This is a genomic window from Staphylococcus sp. GDX8P54P, assembly GCF_017893165.1.
Lineage (GTDB): Bacteria > Bacillota > Bacilli > Staphylococcales > Staphylococcaceae > Staphylococcus > Staphylococcus borealis.
Genome location: NZ_JAESMM010000071.1, coordinates 1,328 through 2,132 on the forward strand (window position 1 = coordinate 1,328; position 805 = coordinate 2,132).

General features: G+C 34.4%; 2 protein-coding genes. Both read left to right on the plus strand.

Annotated elements, in window-relative coordinates:
* A partial coding sequence (locus tag KA909_RS13165) for an SAUGI family uracil-DNA glycosylase inhibitor (RefSeq protein WP_210130314.1) occupies positions 1-334 on the plus strand: 334 nt, incomplete at its 5' end.
* A gap of 95 nt (positions 335-429) precedes the next feature.
* Positions 430-741 (plus strand): DUF960 family protein, encoded by a 312-nt coding sequence (locus tag KA909_RS13170; protein ID WP_210130315.1) that lies wholly within the window; start codon positions 430-432, stop codon positions 739-741.
* The last annotated feature ends 64 nt before the right edge of the window (positions 742-805 follow it).

The following is an 805-nucleotide window of genomic DNA, read 5'->3' on the forward strand; positions in this document are numbered from 1 at the left end:
ACTAGAACAACAACTCAAGCACTATATAACCAACTTATTCGAACTGCCAAAAGATGAAAAGTGGGAATGTGAATCTATCGAGGAAATCGCTGATCATATCTTACCTGACCAATATGTAAGGCTTGGGCCACTCAGTAATAAAACACTTCAAACCTACACCTACTACTCTGATACACTTCACGAAAGTAATATCTATCCTTTCATTCTCTACTATCAGAAACAGCTCATAGCCATTGGTTATATTGATGAAAACCACGATATGGATTTCTTATACCTACACAACACTATCATGCCCCTTTTGGATCAACGATACTTACTAACAGGAGGACAATAATATGCATAAATACATCAAAATTACACAACTCGTCATTACAATTCTTAGTGAAATTATCATTTGGATGAAAGAATCAGAACGAAAGGAAAACGCTTATGAATAGATATATTACCCGCGGTATCGATAACAACTTACCTATCACCTTACAACATCAAATATGTGACCTCGTCCTACAAAAAGATACCAAACCATCTAACGAACAAGAACCCTTGGACTATTTTCATATCTTTCAGTTTATTATGCATCAACAAAAGCTTTTTATAAGACATACTCAAGAAAATCCCGAATACTTTCAATATACAAAAGCAAATGACAATCATCAGGTAAACATTAGTAAAGTCTACGTCATCCGAGAGGACGATGTAGACTTTTCTTATTATGTAATGTTACTACCCGAAGAATACTAAGGAGATAAAATCAATGGAAAATATCACAAATACACTTGTCACCACTGCAATATTTGACGAAAAG